The sequence below is a fragment of the Soonwooa sp. genome (genome assembly GCF_030151385.1).
In the GTDB taxonomy this organism is placed as follows: domain Bacteria; phylum Bacteroidota; class Bacteroidia; order Flavobacteriales; family Weeksellaceae; genus Soonwooa.
This window is the reverse complement of sequence record NZ_JASLDS010000049.1, coordinates 70,847-87,200: the sequence shown is the minus strand read 5'-3', so window position 1 is coordinate 87,200 and position 16,354 is coordinate 70,847. Positions and strand designations below refer to the sequence as shown.

General features: G+C 35.3%; 10 protein-coding genes. 4 read left to right on the top strand and 6 right to left on the bottom strand.

Features of this window, described 5'->3' with window-relative positions; all coding sequences use genetic code 11:
- Positions 1 to 192: 192 nt before the first annotated feature.
- Together Q1V95_RS09230 and Q1V95_RS09225 are read right to left on the bottom strand one after the other, a co-directional pair.
- The gene (locus Q1V95_RS09230; RefSeq protein WP_300672992.1) at positions 193 to 3,018 is read right to left on the bottom strand and encodes a choice-of-anchor Q domain-containing protein; all 2,826 of its coding nucleotides are present in this window, start codon (positions 3,016 to 3,018) and stop codon (positions 193 to 195) included.
- A 497-nt stretch (positions 3,019 to 3,515) separates the two neighbouring features.
- Positions 3,516 to 4,550: an acyl-CoA reductase gene (locus tag Q1V95_RS09225; protein ID WP_300672990.1), complete on the bottom strand. Its 1,035-nt coding sequence runs from the start codon at positions 4,548 to 4,550 to the stop codon at positions 3,516 to 3,518.
- A 50-nt stretch (positions 4,551 to 4,600) separates the two neighbouring features.
- Here Q1V95_RS09225 and Q1V95_RS09220 point away from each other — a divergent pair, with 50 nt between their 5' ends.
- The 4 genes from Q1V95_RS09220 to Q1V95_RS09205 all read left to right on the top strand — a co-directional run bounded on the left by Q1V95_RS09220 (position 4,601) and on the right by Q1V95_RS09205 (position 8,429).
- Positions 4,601 to 4,951: a 4Fe-4S dicluster domain-containing protein gene (locus Q1V95_RS09220; protein WP_300672988.1), complete on the top strand. Its 351-nt coding sequence runs from the start codon at positions 4,601 to 4,603 to the stop codon at positions 4,949 to 4,951.
- A gap of 36 nt (positions 4,952 to 4,987) precedes the next feature.
- Positions 4,988 to 6,046, top strand: a complete 1,059-nt coding sequence (gene serC / locus Q1V95_RS09215) for a 3-phosphoserine/phosphohydroxythreonine transaminase (RefSeq protein ID WP_300672986.1) — start codon at positions 4,988 to 4,990, stop codon at positions 6,044 to 6,046.
- A 179-nt stretch (positions 6,047 to 6,225) separates the two neighbouring features.
- Complete coding sequence (locus tag Q1V95_RS09210; RefSeq protein WP_300672984.1) at positions 6,226 to 7,185, top strand: D-2-hydroxyacid dehydrogenase; 960 nt, start codon at positions 6,226 to 6,228, stop codon at positions 7,183 to 7,185.
- Entirely contained in the window at positions 7,185 to 8,429 is a 1,245-nt protein-coding gene (locus tag Q1V95_RS09205; protein WP_300672982.1) for a DUF1015 domain-containing protein, read from the top strand. Before Q1V95_RS09210 ends, Q1V95_RS09205 begins: the two co-directional genes overlap by 1 nt.
- A 226-nt stretch (positions 8,430 to 8,655) precedes the next feature.
- Here the strand turns inward: Q1V95_RS09205 and Q1V95_RS09200 are convergent, their stop codons facing one another.
- From Q1V95_RS09200 to Q1V95_RS09185, 4 genes are all read right to left on the bottom strand, one after another.
- The gene (locus Q1V95_RS09200; RefSeq protein ID WP_300672980.1) at positions 8,656 to 9,372 is read right to left on the bottom strand and encodes a hypothetical protein; all 717 of its coding nucleotides are present in this window, start codon (positions 9,370 to 9,372) and stop codon (positions 8,656 to 8,658) included.
- Between the two features lie 361 nt (positions 9,373 to 9,733).
- Positions 9,734 to 11,785 carry a M13 family metallopeptidase gene (locus Q1V95_RS09195; RefSeq protein WP_300672978.1) on the bottom strand — a complete coding sequence of 684 codons (2,052 nt, stop codon included), beginning with the start codon at positions 11,783 to 11,785 and terminating at the stop codon, positions 9,734 to 9,736.
- A 425-nt stretch (positions 11,786 to 12,210) separates the two neighbouring features.
- The gene (locus Q1V95_RS09190) at positions 12,211 to 12,591 is read right to left on the bottom strand and encodes a hypothetical protein (protein ID WP_300672977.1); all 381 of its coding nucleotides are present in this window, start codon (positions 12,589 to 12,591) and stop codon (positions 12,211 to 12,213) included.
- A gap of 227 nt (positions 12,592 to 12,818) precedes the next feature.
- On the bottom strand, positions 12,819 to 16,223 hold the full coding sequence (locus Q1V95_RS09185) for a glycosyltransferase (protein ID WP_300672975.1): 3,405 nt from the start codon (positions 16,221 to 16,223) through the stop codon (positions 12,819 to 12,821).
- Positions 16,224 to 16,354: the final 131 nt, after the last annotated feature.

Here is a 16,354-nt window from a genome sequence, read left to right as displayed (position 1 = left end):
ATTACACCTAATACTTAATATTGCCAAGAGATCTTTTAGAATTACATTGTAAGTAACACAGTAATTGAGCGGAGCCGAAATCACACTTCGACACTTCGGCTACGCCAAGTGACCACTTTAACGTCTTATACAACCAACAAAAAAAGCAGACCGCCAAGGCGGTCTGCTTCATCAAAAAAACTAAAAAAACTATTACTGTTTAATAAACTTAACCGATTCGGTTTTGTTTTTGGTTTTCATTTGAAGGATGTAAACGCCATTTGATAAACTTCTAACATCCAGTTGGTTATTGGTATTTAATTTTAGATTCGTCATTGTTTTTTTACCATCGATACTAAAGACATCCACACTTTCTATTTTTTCATCCGTTTTTAGATTAAGAATATCTTTAGCAGGATTTGGAAATAGTTGGATTGCTGCAATCTTATTATTAACACCAACTGCTAAGGTCGCATTATAAGCTTTTACTGCTAGTGAAGTTGCAGATTCGCATTGACCAATAGTCTGTGTAGCATAATAAGTGGTATTATTAACAATAACTGTTGTGCTTGGCAATTCATTGGCATGTGATTGAGCATCTGCTTGTGTAGCATACCATTTGATGTTTTGACCATTAACTACAAGAGCAGCCAAAGTATCATTCTGGTTAAAGCTCTGTGTTGCTTCGCCTGTTGGCGCTGGAGTATTGCATTGGCGTTCAAAGGCGCCCATATCAATATTAGAACCTACTAAACGTGGATTATCGGCTAAATCTTTATCAGTACTAAAATTACCGCCATTGGAAATGTAAAGCTCATTACTTCCTTGGTTAATTGCAGGACTATCAGCTTGTAAACTAAAATCGCGATTCGCAACATCACTAAAGCTTGGGTCAACATCAAGGTTATTACCACCATCTACACCAAAGCTACTTTGCCAATTGCTACTACCACTTTCCTGCATAATGCTATTCGATATCGTTGGTACGGCAGAACTGTTCACCATATTACTAAGACTAACATTATCGACTTTGGTATTCGCCCAAATTATGCTATTGATTATTTGAGGTTTGGACTCAGCAAAAGAGTTAGAAATTCCCCCAGCATTCACATCTCCCATATTCTTTGTAACCGTACTATTGATCAGTGTATAAGAACTACGATCTGTACAGATTGCACCTCCATATTGTTTTGCAATATTATTGGTTAATAAACTGTTGACGATGCTAGGTTTAGAACTTCCTAAATCCATATAAATTCCACCACCATATTTTGCGACATTGTTTTCTATTTTTACATTTTTGAAGACTGGTGAAGAACCAACAATATAAATCCCACCTCCATTATTACGATAGACAATATTATTATTAATACTTACCGAAGCCGTTTGTGTATTATTAATTGCATTTCCTCCAGTAATAGTGAATCCGTTTAGGCTAGCTGTTCCAACATCATTTGCCGAAACAACAACATGATAAGCATTGTCTGTAGCATCATTCGCAACACCAAGGTCACCGCTCAGAATACTAGGATTATGTGCAGGATTACTTTGAGTATTTGCCGTTTCTGTTCCCACAAAACCACCATAGATTTTCACATCTTTTACCAATAAAAATGTATTATCGAAATCATTGACATTGCTATTGTCCATATTATCTCCTCTATAGCTTGGATAATAAGTCCCAGCTGCCACCCAGATTTCTTTGATGTTCGGATTTGTATTTGCTGCCATTAATGCTATTGAAAGTTCAGGCGTTGCATTGTCCCAACTTGTCCCGAAACAATTACCAGCTCCTCCTTTTTTTACATAAACTACATTATTCTGTCCAGCAACAGGAATTGGGTAGAATGGACTTTCGTAAGCGCCTATGTCAATAATATTGTACTGCTTTCTGATGTTGCCAGAAGGATCAAGATCGGTGTTCAAACTACTGCCATAAGAGGCATTATCACCTTTATTAATCAAAATACTTCTTTGCGAAAGCGCCAATCCATCATCTGCGGTTCCCCATATCCCATCATCGCCTAGAGGTTTATTAATATTTACAAAAAGGCTGTTAACATCTACAGTGCTGTAGTCTATATTTCCGTTAGTTGTTGAATTACTTTTGCTAAGTAAACTATATCTAACTGTTGGAGCATTACCATTTTGTACAAAAAAATTATTAATTGCAGTACCGCCAATCATTATTGTGTTAATAATACTCAAATCAGTTTGATTGAGATATAGCATTTCTGACTGTTGTTTGTTATTGTAAAAGCTACAATTAAGCAATGTCAAAGGCTTCACACTACCAAAACTGCTATAAATATCAGCACCTCGAGAAGCGGTATTATTGACGAAAATACAATTGGTAATATTAGTGTTGACATTATTACCTGTCAAATAGATAGCGCCTCCACCATTACCAGTTCCATCTGCTGTCGAATTACTATCAAAAATACAATTTTTGATTACTGCCGAAGAACTTTCATTATAGATTGCACCTCCTTTGTTGGATGAGTTTTGTTTAAAAATACAATTGAAAATAATAGGATCTGAACTATAATTGTTAATTGCTCCGTTAGTATTACTTTCAAAATAACAGTTGGTAATTGTTGGTGACGCTCCATTTGTATTTGAGATTGCAACATTAGCTCCTGTTAAATAAAAACCATCTAAAATACTCTCGCTATTAATAAGAAGATTATTATTAAAAATGGTGTTGCCATTGGCTTTAAGTTTTGTTTGGTTAGTTTTCCAATTTCTATCACTAAAGCTAGGCGTACCAGTTGCGGGAAAACCGCCATAGATTTTAACCCTAACCTTCATCGTAATCGAACTTGTAGCGGCATACTCTCCTGCTGCCACCCAAATTTCATCGTTGCCCTTGGATAAACTAAGTACACTTCCAATACTAGGACTAGCTAGTTCCCACGTACTGCCATCGCCTGTTCCATTGGCTTTTACATAACGTATTGTTGCTTTAGAAAGTTGACTTCCTCCCATAAAAAGGAGTAAAAGCATAAACTTGAGGTAGAATAAGTAATTTGTTTTCATGATTTATTAGTTTTTTGTTAATATTTATCTCAAAATATGACGATAAAATTAAAAACGCTTTCACACAAAAACTTAAAAATGTTCTAAAACCCCTATTTTTTGTTCTTAATTAAATTTCTCTATTTCACTTCGAAAAATCAAGACCAAATATTTTCTAATTCTAGCTTCAAAAAGATTATTGAAATTAAATGGATTATTGATAATGTAAAGTCTTAAACTGGAGTGAATTAACACAGTACAAATTTGAACTAAAAAATAAACTCCCAATTAAAAAAGAATAAAAACTCTTTTTCAACATCTTGGCATTGCTCAAATTTTTCAACTAAAAAAAATTCCCAACATTTATTAATGTTGGGAATCGTTTTTTAAATAGTTTTTTTCGAGGTTTTAAAATGGATAGAAATTTATTCTTCTATCAGCGCCGTAAAAAATATAAACTAAAAGTTATTCATTAATTATGAGCAAGAACTGGGAAGTTGGCAAGCTTTGATTTAGTTTTACAATCCTGCCAAAAATGCCATAGTATCAACATTATCAGCATAAGTATCCAACGAAGGTTGTTGCGCCTCTCCTAGTTTTACCGTATCTGCACCAAGCTCTAGATTAGTAACCACCGCTTGGATATCCGCTTCATTATCGTTTATAAAAGACTTGACCTCATCTAAGTTTTTGTAACGACTAAAATTAACCACAGCTAAAGGACTAAACAGTTTCTCGTCCTCTTTTAACATCACGAAATTATTATCCCAAAAAAGATCTTTATTTAACAAAAAGACCGCGCGATTATAATCGTAGTTATTTGCATATTTGTTATGGTTGATCACAGACTGATGATTGACAAAGTTTTCAAAAAGTCGGTCAAGTTTATAATCTTCTGGAATTAATAATCTTGTCACATTTCGACAACCTAATCCATAATAGACAAAAATATCATTGGCCAATTTTCGGAGATCCTCATCACTATCATTCTCCGATACAACCGCTATCGAAGTTCGGTTCTTTCTGATAATACTGTTATGATCTTTGAAATAATATTCTAGATAACGTGCTGTATTGTTGCTACCTGTCGCAATTACAGCATCAAAATTTTCGAGTTTTTCTACCAACTCATAGCTAATGCCACCTTCAGTATTGTCATTCCATAGTTTTAATAAAAATGGAATTAACCAACGGTCTTTAGATGATAGTTTAATAATCGGAATATTACCAGATAATATCACCGACATCACATCATGCCAGCCTACCATAGGGATATTGCCAGCTAAGATTAATCCAACTTTTTTATCTTTTGATTCAAAATTATATTTCGACAACCAAGTTTCCAAAGCCGAGGTATTAAGCAATGAAGCCCAACTTTCTAAAGCAAATCGCATATTAACCTCATCGAACCAAGGGTTTTCGACCTCCGATCGTTTTAATATCGCTCGCAATTCTTCCTGCTTAGCATCGTAACTATCAGGTGATTGTGTTAAATAATTGTTTAAAAAATCGCCAACTTTTGTGAGGCCATAAATTTTATCTTGATTAATCATTACTTATCTTATTTTTCGTAATTTTGCACAAAATTATAAATAATATAGCAATGGCTATCAAAATAACAGATGAATGTATTAATTGCGGGGCGTGCGAACCAGAATGCCCAAATAACGCAATCTATGAAGGTGCAGTAGACTGGAAAGCTTCCGAAGGAACAACTCTAGAAGGACGCGTAACGCTTACATCAGGTTTAACCATTGATGCAGATGCGCCGCAAGAGCCAGTTAGTGATGATGTGTACTTCATTGTATCCGACAAATGTACTGAGTGTAAAGGCTTCCACGAAGAGCCACAATGTGCTGCAGTTTGCCCTGTAGACTGCTGTGTTCCAGATGACGACCATGTTGAGTCTGAGGAATCTTTATTAGCAAAAAAAGCTTTCTTACATAACGAGTAATCGTTAACTTTAGACACCGAAATCTAATAAAATAAAATGAAAAAACACAATTTCAGTGCTGGGCCAAGTATCCTTCCTCAAGAAGTCTTCAAAAAAGCTTCAGAAGCGATCTTGGATTTTAACGGCATGGGGCTTTCTTTGCTAGAAATCTCACACAGAAGTAAAGAATTTGTTGCCGTAATGGACGAAGCAAGAGCCATCGTAAAAAGATTAATGAATCTTGGCGATGACTACGAAGTGCTATACCTACAAGGTGGCGCTAGTCTTCAGTTCTTAATGACACCAATGAATCTTCTAACAGAAAATGGTAAAGCCGCTTATACCGATACAGGAACTTGGGCAGCTGGCGCCATTAAGGAAGCTAAAAAAGTTGGAAACATCGATGTGGTTGCATCTTCCAAAGACGCTAACTATAGCTACATCCCAAAAGACTACAAAGTTGGTGCAGAATATGACTACTTCCACTGTACGTCTAACAACACCATCTACGGAACACAGATGAAGACTTTCCCAGATGTGGACACATTAATGGTTTGCGATATGTCTTCAGATATTTTTAGTCGCCAATTAGACTTTTCAAAATTTGATTTAATCTATGCTGGTGCTCAAAAAAATATGGGACCTGCAGGCGCTGTTTTAGTTGTTGTTAAAAAAGATATCCTTGGCAAAACTGGGCGTAACCTGCCATCTTACTTAGATTTAGGTTTACACATTGCTAAAGAATCGATGTTAAATACACCTCCTGTATTCCCTGTTTATGTGTCTTATTTAACACTTAAACATCTTGAAGAGAATGGTGGTATCGCTGCTGCTGAAGCTAAAAACGAAGCTAAAGCAAAACTTCTTTATGATGAGATTGACAACAATCCATTATTCGAAGGTTATGCGGCTAAAGAAGATCGTTCTTTAATGAATGTATCTTTCAAATTGACAGACGAGAGCAAAAAAGAAGCTTTTGATGCCGCTTGGAAAGCTGCAGGCATTAGCGGACTTAACGGACACAGAAACCTAGGTGGCTATAGAGCAAGTATCTATAATGCCATGCCAATCGAAAGTGTACAGGTTTTGGTTGATGTTATGAAAAACCTTGCTTAAAATTTTAAAGATAATACAATTAATCGCCCTCTATTTTCAATAATAGAGGGCGTTTTTATATATTAATATGAATTCACAAAAAAATATTGGCTAGTTTTTTAAACTTTCGTATTTTTGTTCAATTTTAAAACTAAACACATTGTATCAGTCAAGTGATACTCACCAACAAATATTAAACAATGAAAGTTCTAGCAAATGATGGGATTTCTCAATCCGCAATTGACAAACTAACTGCAGCAGGCATCGAGGTTCTTAACAACCGTGTTGCACCTGAGCATTTAGCAAAGTTTATCAACGACAACCACATCGACGTATTATTGGTAAGAAGTGCGACACAAGCACGTGCTGAACTTATCGACGAGTGCCCCAGCCTAAAGATTATCGGAAGAGGTGGTATTGGTATGGACAACATCGATGTAGAATATGCCATTGAAAAAGGTCTTTACGTTATCAACACGCCGACAGCTTCTAGCAAGTCTGTAGCAGAGTTGGTATTCGCGCACTTTTTCTCATTAGCAAGAAATCTTCATGAGTCTAACAGACTTATGCCACTAGAAGGTGACACTAAGTTTGAAAGTCTTAAAAAATCTTTTGCTAAAGCTTACGAACTTTCGGGTAAAACATTGGGCGTTGTAGGTCTAGGTAAAATAGGTCTAGAAGTCGCTAAAATCGGGATTGCTCTAGGCATGAACATCGTTGCTTACAACAGAACACCAAAAACTGAAGCTGTAGAACTTAAGTTTTTTGATGGTCAAAGTTTAAAGTTTGAAATAAAATCTGTAACTTTAGATGAAGTCTTACAAAAAGCTGACTATATCACGGTTAACACAAGCAAGCTGAAGTCTTATATTATCGACACGCCACAATTCGAAATGATGAAAGATGGTGTCTTTATAGCCAATGCAGCACGCGGTGGTGTTATCAACGAAGTAGCGCTAGTAGACTTTATAGAGAGTGGAAAAGTAGCAGGTGCGGCTTTGGACGTCTTCGAAAGCGAACCAAAACCAGAACTGCCGCTACTTATGAATCCTGCGCTTTCTCTATCGCCGCATATTGGTGGCAACACGGTAGATGCACAAGAAAGAATAGGACTAGAACTTGCAGACCAAATCATCAACATCAAAAAGGAATTAGAATAATGCCTACTTTTAAAGCTTTCCGAGGTGTAAGACCACGTCCAGAGATTTTGGACATCTTCCCAACACCTTCTCTAGATAACTATTCGCAGGACGAGATTAACAACAAAGCCAATGTTGAGGACTCTTATGTCCAAATGATAAAACCTGCTGTTGTTAGCAAATCCAAAGATGTTGACCGCAACCTGAGGAAGGTGCGCACCAACTTCGAAGAGTTACTAGAAGCTAAAAAGTTAATGCAAGATGATTCTTCTTACTACCTTTACGAGCAAATTATGCCTAATAAGCATAGTTTCCGCGGACTTCTTGGTTTAGTAAGCGTTGATGACTTCTTTAATGGTAAGATTAAAAAACATGAATCTACCATCACAGAACGCAAAATGAAAATGGCACATTATCTTGAAAAAGTACACATCCAAGCAGAGCCTGTACTTTTAACTTATAATGCCAATGCTAAAGTGGAACTTCTAATGTCCCACGAGCAAAAGAATGTGCCAATTCTTAACTATCTTGACGATCGTGGTGTAAGACATAAAATGTGGAAAATAGACAACCGTCTAAAGCTTCAACAATTTAAAGAAGTCTTAGATCCAATTGATTCTTTCTACATTGCTGATGGTCATCACCGTATTGGAAGTGTTGGTGAACACGCGAAGCGCCTTCGCGAAAAGAATAAAAAATATTCTGGTAGCGAGCATTTCAACTTTGTGTATAGCTTTATTGTATCGAACCAATCTATAAAAATCCACGATTACAATAGACTTCTAAAAGATCTAAATGGCGTTAGCAAAGAGACTTTACTAAAAGCTCTGGAAGAGGATTTCCAAATCCACGAAAAAGGTGACGAAATCTACTACCCTTCTCAAAAGTTCCATATTAGTATGTACTTGGATGGTAAATTCTACAGTCTACATGTTAAGCACGAACTTCGCTTAACAGAAAAAGACTCGAATGATATGGATCATTATCTTTTAGAAAAGTATGTTTTCGATAAAATTTTAAAACTAGATACTGAAGAAAAACGCGCCGAAAAAACAGATTACATCAAAGGCAATTCGACGAAAGAAAGCATTGAAAGAATCAAAGAAAAAGTAGATTCTGGTGCTTACAAAGTTGGTTTCGGAGTTTATCCTGTAAGTTTCCAAGACTTGATAAAGATTTCGGATAAAAAGATAAAGATGCCGCCAAAATGCACCTATATCGAACCAAAACTTATCACCGCATTAATGATGTACGATATGAAGTAATTTTACTTTTATTATAAACCTAAAAAGGATAACAGCGTTTGCTGTTATCCTTTTATTTTTTAATAGCACTACATGCTATACTTGAATAATGTGCCCTTTTAGGGATTGTATTATTATAACATAATTTCAAACCAGATTCTTCGCTTCGCGTTGAATGACATTATATTCCGAATTTAGGCAATCGAGCGGACAATCAATTTTACTTATGAATGAAAAAATACTATTTCTATCTTTTTCTTTTGATTTTAAAAAACTGAGGATTATTTTTTAGAAATTTTAGTGGCGACATCCCAGCCTTGAAACTCGAGTAACTCACAACACAAAAGATTGTAATCGACATTATAATAATAAGTGAAAAAAGCGCCTGAGCAAATAATGAATACCTAAAGTTAAACCACGAAGTCAGCAAAAACAGTCGCGATTCTTTAGGATTTTTTTGATTTACGAACAGAACATATTTTCCTGCGTGCATCGTTTTTTCAGTTATGACTTTGGAAGCCGCAACAAGTTCTTTATTACTTTTAAATTGAAAAAAATATTGGATATATTTAATGGCATACTTCGTTTTGTCTTCGTATTTATCATTTCCAAAACTATAACTATACTCAATATCTGTCGTTGGAAAACCACCTTTGGAATTTCTAGCATAATAGGCAACCAAACTATAGCTATCTATATTTTTTACTTTCCAAGTTGGATGCATTAATTTAAACTCTTCAATTTTTAAGGCTGGCGAGACGGAAAAAACAAAGCTTACTAAAAAGAAAGAACATAATAAAGCCATAAGTGATGTTGTTACATCACTTAAGTTTTTCTTGACTGCATATCGGATTACAACATACAAAAGCCAAATACCAAGCGAATAATAAATATAGTTGGGGTTGCTAAGGCTATATATAAACAAGCCAACAGCAAATATCCCGACAACTATGTAAATTATCATTAGCCAGTCTTCCTTATGTTCTGTTTTATCTGAATTCAAATTTTTAGAAAAGGTTAAATAGGTTATACAAAAAACTTTAAAATCTCTTTTTTTGTTTTAAAATTATGAATATCCGGAACAATGCCTAAGTCATTTTTTTAAACAAAGTTTGTCATTCCGACGTAGGAGGAATCTCTGATAATCAATTGTTTGAGATTCTTCGCTTCGCTCTGAATGACAGCATTATACCAATTTAGATAATTATACGGACAATCAATTTTAAAAAAATCAAAAATTGTCTTTTACGAAAATATTAAAACCCAAATGACCAAACAAAAAAACCACCCTAAAAAGAGTGGTTTTAATTATTAAAAAGAACGAATTACCAAATTTTAACTCTTTCTTCTGGTTTTTTATACAATTTATCGCCTGCTTTAACATCGAAAGCTTTGTAGAAAGCATCTGTGTTAACCAACGGTCCAAAACTTCTGAAATAACCTGGAGAGTGTGGGTCTGTTTTCACTTGGTTTGTCATGTATTTTTCACTTGACAAAGTTCTCCAAACTGTAGCCCAGCTCAAGAAGAATCTTTGATCTTGCGTGTAACCGCTGATTGTTCCAGGGTTTCCTTTATCTTTTAAATACATTTGTAAAGCGTCGAAAGCGATATTAACACCACCTAAATCCGCGATGTTTTCACCGTTTGTAAACGTTCCGTTTACGAAAGTTCCTTTTACCGGCTCATACTTGTCGTACTGCGCTGCTAAAGCTTTTGTAGCTTTTTCGAAGTTAGCTTTGTCAGCTGGCGTCCACCAATCTACTAAGTTTCCGTCTGCATCGAATTGCGCTCCAGAATCATCGAATCCATGTGTGATTTCGTGACCGATAACTGCTCCAATTCCACCAAAGTTAACCGCAGCATCAGCATTTGGATTGAAGAAAGGTGGTTGAAGAATAGCAGCAGGGAAAACAATTTCATTGTTTACTGGGTTGTAGTAAGCGTTAACCGTTTGTGGCGTCATTCCCCACTCTGTTTTATCAACTGGTTTTCCGATTTTTGCTAAATCCTTATTATACTGCCATTCTGAAATATTTTGTAGGTTTTTGTACAATGTTCCACCTTGATTTTCAGAAAGGATTGTCAGTTTAGAATAATCTTTCCAAGTGTCTGGATAAGCTACTTTAACGGTGAATTTATTTAATTTTTCTAAAGCTTTAGTTTTAGTAGTTTGAGACATCCAAGAAAGATTTTTGATGTGTACATCGAAGCTCTTTTTAAGATAATCAATCAATTCTACCATTTGCGCTTTCGCAGAAGCTGGGAAGTATTTCTCAACATATAATTTACCAAAAGCTTCACCCAACACACCATTAATTAACTGGTAACCTCTTTTGTTTAAAGCTCTTTGCTCTTGTTGTCCACTTAGATATTTACCATAGAATGCAAACTTCATATCGCCTAATTTTTGGCTTAAATAAGATGCGTTTCCATGAATCATGTGGAACTTCAAATAATCTTTAATTAAAGGTAAATTTTTGTCATTAAAGAATTTATCAAAACTCTTGTAATAACCCAATTCACCGATAATCGCTTTATCAGTTGTTACACCAACACTTTTAAGGTAAGCAGGAATATCTACGTTTTTAACCAAAGCCTTCAATTCTGCCATTGTTTTTGGATTGTATTGAAGCGTATTATCGCGGCTTTGCTCGTTTGTTAAATAAGTTTTAGCGATTTGCTTTTCAAAATCAACAATTTTTTTAGCAACTTCGTCAGCGTTTTTGTAACCGATTTCTTTTAACATTGAAGAAACATATTTCTGATACTCAGCTAAAGTTTCTGTGTTTTTCTCGTTTACTTTTTGGTAATAATCTCTTCCCAATCCCAAAGAAGCGTCACCAAGATAAATGGCATTCATTTTAGAATCCTTCAAATCTGCATCAACGCCCCAACCGTACAATGTATTTTCGCCATCTTTGGTAACTGCAATCATGTATTTTTGCAAATCAGCCATATTTTTGATAGCATCAATTTTGTCTAAGTTAGTTTGGATTGGCTTAATTCCGTCTGCGTTACGCTTATCCATATTCATATAAGTCGCATACAAATCTTGGATTTTTTTACCTTCACTTCCGTCAGCGAATTTATCCTTCAACAATGAATTCAAAATCGTCATCGAGTTGTTATCCGTATCTTCAGCAAGTTTATTAAAACTTCCCCAAGTTGGTTTGTCTGCTGGGATTTTTGCAGTTTTCATCCAAGAACCATTTACATAATTGTAGAAGTCATCCTGTGGACGAACCGACTTGTCCATTGCAGAAAGGTCTAGACCGTTTTCTTGTGTTTGGCTCATCGTAGTTTTATTTTGTGCATGAACTAAAGTCTGTGAACAAACTCCTGCTAACAGAAATAGTGAGATTGTAAGTTTTTTCATTTAATATAATTTGTTGAAATATGTCGTTCAAATTTTGTTTTTGTTACGAAACCAAATGTAATTTTTTTTGAAATATTTTCGGATGTTTTTGACTTGATTTTTATTTTAAAGCCAAAACAAGTCAAATCACAAAAGTTTAACTCATTTTCAAAGCTACAAAAACCGCCATTGGTTCAAGTTGTTTTTGAAAAAATCGTATCGAGAACTTCTCTTAAAAACTTCTCAACACACCTCGTTTTGCTTTACTACGAAGTGACGAAATGTTTAAATTGATTATTTTAAGTGCTTTTCGAAAAAGCTCCGTAGGAGCATACTGTTAGTAGATATGTGAGAGTTAATGCAAAAAGAGCTCCGTAGGAGCGACCTGATAATTTGTAAGTTAGTTCCTACTGAGTTCAGTATAAGTTTTATCAACGCCATTATTTTTATGAGACATAAACAGAGATGATATCAATAACATAATTATTATTTTGCTCTCGAATCTCAAGGTTAAGGATTAAATCACTTAAGCCTTCATTTTTAGTAAAAAGATCAATTATTGCTTCCCAGTAATCGCCATAATAAATATAAACTGAACTATTCCAAGTTTCATCTGGCAAATCGACAAGTTCTTCTCCATAATCATCAATATATTCGCGTATTTGCTCAGCAGTTTCATCAGAAACAAAATTTACATTGTTTAATCCTGAACTTATTTTATAGTCCCGATTTACAAATGACTTTACAATGTCTTTGATAATTGGTCTCCAAATATTGGGTATTGGAAGCTGTTCTTCTCCGTTTTTTTCTACTAAGATTTTATCCATTGCTTTTGAAATTTGATTACTAAAAAAATCAGAACTTCGACTTATAAAAATATCTGATTAAAGTATTTTTTGAATCTCATAAATTTAGAAAAAAAGATAATTTTTTGTAAAAAAAACATTCAATTACTGTTCGATTTGTAACCTTTGTATCTAATTATATGCTTCACAGTGCCAAATAAAAAAAACGAGAAACCACCTTCATGATTCCTCGTTTTATATTTAAAATTCTATTGCGGGTTGGTGGCAATATCTTTTACGTTTCCGGTTCGTTTTAGGAAGCCCCAAGTTTGTAATTCGCCTTGTAAAGCTTTTCTTAAACTTCGGAACAAAACAATGTACATCAACCATCTGTAACCAAATCTCTGCGGAATGATGTAGAATAAATCTGTCCATTTTTCCTTTTGCATAAAGAATGCAATAAAGGCTAAAGCAGCATCCACAATCAAAAACAATAAATAGTAGGTGAAAATCTTACTACCATTCCCTGACAAAATTCCGAAAAACATAATTAAATCTGCCAATGGCGAGAAAAACGGAATAATGTATTGGAACAACAAAATATTTGGCATCGCCCAAAGTCCCAAACCTTTGTATTTTGGATTGAGGAAAGTTTGACGTTGCTTCCAGAACATTTGCATAATGCCATAAGTCCAACGGAAACGCTGTTTCAGGAACTGTTTTACGCTTTCTGGTGCTTCGGTAATCGCAACGGCTTTGTTTTCGTTGGCAATCGTGTAGCCGTTTTTCAAAACTTTAACCGTTAAATCGCAATCTTCCGCCAAAGTATCCGACGAATAGCCTCCCACTTCGTCAATCACAGATTTTCTGAAAGCACCAATCGCACCTGGAATTACCGTAATCGCATTGATGTTGGCATAAGCCAATCTATCAAAATTTTGGCTCGTGGTATATTCAATCGATTGCCATCTTGTAAGCCAATTGACGCGGTTTCCAACTTTTACATTTCCTGCAACAGCGGCGATATTTTCGTCTTCTTTAGCATTTAAAAATCGAGCAATTAAATATTTTACAGCATTTTGCTCCAATTTGGTATCTGCATCGATACAAACCACATATTCGGCGTCAGTTTGCGAGATTCCATAGTTGAGCGCGGTTGCTTTTCCTCCATTTATTTTAGTTAAAATTTTAAGTTTAGATTCATTGGAAAAAGCTTCTTTCACCTTTTCCAAAGTTGCATCTTTACTGCCATCATCTACAAAAACAATATCAAAATTAGGATAAGTTTGATTCAATAAATTTCGAAGTGACGAAACAATATTCACTTCTTCATTATAAGCAGGAACGATAATCGAAACTTTAGGATAGGTTTCCAAAACAGGGAATTCGCTAAGTTTTTTCTCTTTTTTATGTTCACGAATTGCCCAATAAAGCATGAGTAATAATCGGATGATTCCAAGGCCAATAAAAATTGCAAATAATGCCACCAAGAAATGGCTTACACCATAAATAATGGTTGCCAAAACCAAGTTTAGCTGCATAATATAGTAAGCTTTGGTTTTTGGAACTTCGGGCATTAATTCGCTTTTACTTTTGTGCAAAATACTTTCAAGATTCGCAAACTGATAACCTTGCTTTTGCAACATCGGAATTAAAATTTTTAAAGCTTTCACAGTTTCTGCACGCGAATCGCCGCCAGCATCGTGAAGTAAAATGATATTTCCACGTTGGTGTTTTAAACCATCCAAAACTCGGGCTACAATTTGGTCGGCTTTTACGCCTGGTTCCCAATCTTCAGGGTCGATATTTTCGCCAATATCCAAATAATTTTGTTGTCTCGCCAAAGCCACGGGAATAATCTCCTCGGGCGTTGTCGGCTCAGAATCCGCGTTATAAGGCGCACGGAACAAAATCGTGCTATGTCCAGTCACACATTCTATAAGAAGTCGTGTAAGTTTTAATTCCATTAAAGCACGCTCTGGATCCACTTTCGCAATGTTTTCGTGCGTGAAAGTGTGATTCCCAATTTCGTGACCTTCTTTATAAATACGTTTTACGAGCGGTAAATTTTTCTCGGCATTAATTCCCACCAAAAAGAAAGCTGCCGGAACATGATATTTTGACAAAACATCCAAAATCTGTGGTGTATACGTCTCATCTGGACCATCATCAAAGGTTAAAACCAATTGCTTTTGCGGCGCAGCTCCATATTTTTTAACCTCATAAGAACTTGGATAAGTCACATAATTTTCGTCGGTAATAATCTGAAGTGATGGGTCAACTTCCAATTTTATTTTACCATCATGAGGCGTATTTAGAACATCTAAAACCTCGCCATCCCCGATGTAATCGACCATGGTTTGACCTTTCACATTTTGAAGTTTTTGCATATTAAACTTCGTTAAACCTTCCAAAGTCATATCTTGATTGTAGTACAACCAAGTTCTGCTGTCCTCACTTCCCAAACGCCACAAAGCCGTTCCTGCCAACGGATATTCCGAAGCGAAACGCATCGTATTGAACAACGAAGCTGCATCATTAAAATAAACGGTATGTGTATTTTTCTGACTATCCTGATAAGAATAATTGAGGTTAAAAGTATTGTCATCAAAATTAATAGAAGCCTTACTGGCATTGGCTTTTGTAATAGCTTGCATGTAAGTTACCGACGTATTTTGATCTTTGTTAGAACTCCAATCGTAACCATAAGCTCCAAGTCCCAAAATCACTTTTTGAGGACTTGTCTTTTTAATCATTTTGTCGGTTTGCGCTTCAATCCATTTTTGTGAAGAAACTGGTCCAGCATCGCTGCTTGCCGAATATTCATCATAAGCCATCAACACAAAATAATCTACGTAAGGGTCGAGTTTTTGAATGTTATAATCGTCGTTATCCGTCATGACATCCATCGTAATCAAGAGGTTGTTTTTCTTGAAAACTGTACTCAAATCCTTCATAAAATCCACTAAAACTTGGTCTGAATTAAGATTTAAGTCCTCGAAGTCGATATTTATTCCTTTAAAATTATTTTTCACACATTGTGTCGCGACTTTATCAATTAAAGCCATGCGTTTTACAGGGTCGCCCAAAATCTTCCCAATCCCTTCTGAGTGGAATTCCTGATTGGAGTTGTTACTCAAAATTGGCATAACGGCAACGCCAGTTCTTTTGATGACTTTGTAACCTTCGGGGTCCATTTGTGTTTTTAAATCACCTGTTTTTGGGTCGATAAAAAACCATTCTGGAAATACAAGATTTAGGTTTTTGATATTTCTTTTTAGAGACATCAAAGATTGTGGATCCCATGCAACATAGAAAGCCGAGCGAATTCCCGCAGGAAATTGATACCAGTTTTTGCTTTGATTTTGAAGACGTTCTTCACGAGCTTTCGTGATTTTTTCTTCGTTGGTTTGCATTTTTTTAGCATGAATAAAACTTCGGAAACCTTGGTATTCTTTAGAAATTTTGTTCTCTTGTAAAAAAGGCTTGTTCGCTGAAATTACAGCTTTGAAATCTTCATGAAAAGGAAGTTGGGGATTTTTATCTAATTTCATCATTAGCGCTAAAGCCCCGAAAAGTAGCACGATACAGAAGATGATGATTCGACTACTCCATTTTACATTTCTCCAACGTTTTGTATTTTCCGTTTGAAAAATTTGTCTTGATTTGTCCACAGTTGTTCTCTCAATTTTGATGTGCAAAGTTACAAGAAGTGTGAAATAATCGTGTTTTGGAACTTAAAATAAAATTAAATTTTAACAAAAAAACTCGCTTCCTAAATTTGAAAAGCGAGTTGATATTTTTG

Excerpts from the sequence above, each read along its gene's own strand:
- Q1V95_RS09210 (WP_300672984.1), top strand. The coding sequence starts at position 6,226 with ATGAAAGTTCTAGCAAATGATGGGATTTCTCAATCCGCAATTGACAAA.
- serC (WP_300672986.1), top strand. The coding sequence starts at position 4,988 with ATGAAAAAACACAATTTCAGTGCTGGGCCAAGTATCCTTCCTCAAGAA.
- Q1V95_RS09225 (WP_300672990.1), bottom strand. The coding sequence starts at position 4,550 with ATGATTAATCAAGATAAAATTTATGGCCTCACAAAAGTTGGCGATTTT.
- Q1V95_RS09230 (WP_300672992.1), bottom strand. The coding sequence starts at position 3,018 with ATGAAAACAAATTACTTATTCTACCTCAAGTTTATGCTTTTACTCCTT.
- Q1V95_RS09190 (WP_300672977.1), bottom strand. The coding sequence starts at position 12,591 with ATGGATAAAATCTTAGTAGAAAAAAACGGAGAAGAACAGCTTCCAATA.
- Q1V95_RS09220 (WP_300672988.1), top strand. The coding sequence starts at position 4,601 with ATGGCTATCAAAATAACAGATGAATGTATTAATTGCGGGGCGTGCGAA.
- Q1V95_RS09205 (WP_300672982.1), top strand. The coding sequence starts at position 7,185 with ATGCCTACTTTTAAAGCTTTCCGAGGTGTAAGACCACGTCCAGAGATT.
- Q1V95_RS09200 (WP_300672980.1), bottom strand. The coding sequence starts at position 9,372 with ATGATAATTTACATAGTTGTCGGGATATTTGCTGTTGGCTTGTTTATA.
- Q1V95_RS09195 (WP_300672978.1), bottom strand. The coding sequence starts at position 11,785 with ATGAAAAAACTTACAATCTCACTATTTCTGTTAGCAGGAGTTTGTTCA.